This window comes from Aeromicrobium sp. PFPM2_SD2 (assembly GCF_057364525.1).
Genome location: NZ_JBNFNZ010000363.1, coordinates 1 through 2,532, shown reverse-complemented (window position 1 = coordinate 2,532; position 2,532 = coordinate 1). Strand labels below are relative to the sequence as shown.

Sequence of the window (2,532 nt, the reverse complement as noted above, 5' to 3'; positions counted from 1 at the left end):
GCGCGTCCTCGGCCAGGTCCTCGAGCCGGTCCTCCAGCTCGTCGCCGAGGGCGTCGGCCTTCTCGCGCAGGTCGGCGGCGGCCTGCTTTGAGGTCGTCCGCGGACAGGTCGCGCGCCTTCTTGTCCAGGTCCGCGGCCAGGGGCCATCGCGGTCTTGCGCAGGTCGGCGGCGGCCTTGCGCAGGTCGTCGCCCTTGACGCCGCGGGCGAGGGCCACGAGCTCGTCGGCCTTGGCGCCCAGGTCCTCCCCGCGCTTGGCCAGGTCCGTGTAGGTGCTCAGCGCCTGGCTCTTGAGGCTCTGCGGCAGGGCGTCGACGACGCCGTCGACGAGCGCCTTCAGCTGGGCGTTGATGGTGTCGGTGATGCTCATGGTTCCTCCGTGTTGGCGGACTGGATCGCTTCGGACAGCTCCTCGGTGCTGCTGGCGTCCGCGCCGGTGAAGGAGCGGTAGACGTCGAGCAGGACGCCCTTCTGCCGCTCGGTCAGGCGGGGGTCGAGGGCGATGGCGTCCTCGACCATGCGGGCTCCGCTGTCGTCGGCGTCGAGGATCCCGGCGCGGACGTACAGCGACTCGGCCGAGATGCGCAGCGCCTTGGCGATCTGCTGCAGCACCTCGGCGGACGGACGGCGCAACCCGCGCTCGATCTGGCTCAGGTACGGGTTGGAGACGTTCGCTTGCTCGGCCAGCTGACGCAGCGAGAGCTGCGCCTGGCGTCGCTGGTCGCGGAGGTACTCCCCCAGACCTTCGACCGTGTGGTTGATCGACAGCTTCGCCATGCCTCCAGTGTGCTTGCAATTGTTAGCAGATGCAAGCAGGGAGTTTGCAGGGCTCAGAACGCGGGACGGATCTCCCCCACCGGCTCGCCGCCGCCGAGCACCGTCACGGGACCGGGCAGACCGTCGGCCGCCTCGCCGTTGACCTCCAGCGCGCGGGACAGGACGAGCGCCGCCGCGCGGTCGTTGCCGTCCTCGACCTTGAGCGCGTAGGCGACGCCGCTGGGCAGGCCCAGGACGTACACGGCCTCGGCGCCGGACTTGGCGATCGCGCCGGGCAGCGCGGCCATGAACGCCGTCTCGCTGCGTCCGGTGCCGCTGAGGTAGCGGGGGGTTCTGCACCAGGGCGTCCACGAGCCGCCGCTCGAGCGTGCCCTCGGGCGCGCCGCTGATCGTGCCGATGGCCGCAGCGAGGCTGGTGAGGCTCGTGGCCAGCAGCGGCGCGCCGCAGCCGTCGACGCCGACGACGCTGGGGCTGCCGCCGGTCAGCTCGGTGAACGTGTCGGTGATCGCGCGTTGCAGCGGGTGCTCGGGGTCGAGGTAGTCGGCGGTGTCCCAGCCGTTCTGCACGCAGGTCAGCAGCATCGCCGCGTGCTTGCCCGAGCAGTCCATAAGGATGCGCTCGCGCTGGCCGCCGGCGCGGATCCAGGCGGCGTGGACCTTGGGGTCGAGCGGGTACGACGGCGGCGTTCGCAGCGCCGACTCGTCCAGGCCGGCCTGGGCCAGCACCTGCCGGACGCCCTCCAGGTGGACGTCCTCGCCGGAGTGGCTGGCCGAGGCGAGCGCCAGCAGCGGACCGTCCAGCGGCAGCCCGGCGCGCAGCATGCCGAGCGCCTGGATCGGCTTGTTGGCCGACCGCGGGAACACGACCGCGTCCGGGTCGCCCACCGACCACGTCGCGGCCCCGCGCTCCACGCGGACCACGGCACCGCGGTGGCGGCTCTCGACCAGTCCCGACCTGACGTACTCGGCGATCACGTCCATGGCCGTCACCCTACGACCGGCGGCCGGTGGCGGCGCACGCCGTCGCCCGGCCGTCCCGGCGGCGCGTCGCTACCCTGGTCCGGATCCCGACGGAAGGACCCTCGTGACCCTGGACTCGTTCCACGCCGTGATCCCCGCGGGCGGTGCCGGCACGCGGCTGTGGCCGCTGTCCCGCACCACGCGGCCGAAGTTCCTGCTCGACCTGACCGGCACCGGCCGCTCGCTGCTGCAGCAGACCTGGGACCGGCTGACGACGTTCGTCGAGCCCGACCACGTGCACGTCGTCACCGGCGCCAAGCACGTCGACGCCATCCGCGAGCAGCTGCCGGACCTGGCCCACGTCGTCGTCGAGCCCGAGGGACGCGACTCGATGCCGGCAATCGGCATGGCGACGGCGCTCATCGCCCGCGAGCACCCGGACGCCGTCGTGGGCTCGTTCGCCGCCGACCACCTCATCGCCGACGTCGCGGGCTTCGCCGCCGCGGTCGCCGAGGCGCACGCCGTGGCCCGCACGGGCAAGGTCGTCACGGTGGGCATCGAGCCCACCGGGCCCTCCACCGCGTTCGGCTACATCGAGTCCGGCGACGCGCTGGACGTGCCCGGCGCGCCGCACGCGCTGCAGGCCGCGGGCTTCGTCGAGAAGCCCGACCGGGCCACCGCCGAGCGCTACCTCGCCACGGGTCGCTACCGCTGGAACGCCGGCATGTTCGTCGCCCGCGCGGACGTCCTGCTCGACCACCTGGCCGCGCAGCGTCCGGCCCCTGCACGCCGGGCT

General features: G+C 73.3%; 3 protein-coding genes. 1 reads left to right on the top strand and 2 read right to left on the bottom strand.

Going from position 1 to position 2,532, the window contains the following annotated elements:
• Both AC2W7G_RS13615 and AC2W7G_RS13610 read right to left on the bottom strand, forming a co-directional pair.
• On the bottom strand, positions 1-369 hold a 369-nt coding region (locus AC2W7G_RS13615), incomplete at its 3' end, for a hypothetical protein (protein ID WP_485868911.1).
• Positions 366-1,757 carry an asparaginase gene (locus AC2W7G_RS13610; RefSeq protein WP_485868910.1) on the bottom strand — a complete coding sequence of 464 codons (1,392 nt, stop codon included), beginning with the start codon at positions 1,755-1,757 and terminating at the stop codon, positions 366-368. The genes AC2W7G_RS13615 and AC2W7G_RS13610, both read right to left, overlap by 4 nt.
• A gap of 103 nt (positions 1,758-1,860) precedes the next feature.
• On the opposite strand from AC2W7G_RS13610, the gene AC2W7G_RS13605 reads away from it, so the two are divergent.
• The coding region (locus AC2W7G_RS13605; protein ID WP_485868909.1) for a mannose-1-phosphate guanylyltransferase at positions 1,861-2,532 on the top strand (672 nt) is incomplete at its 3' end.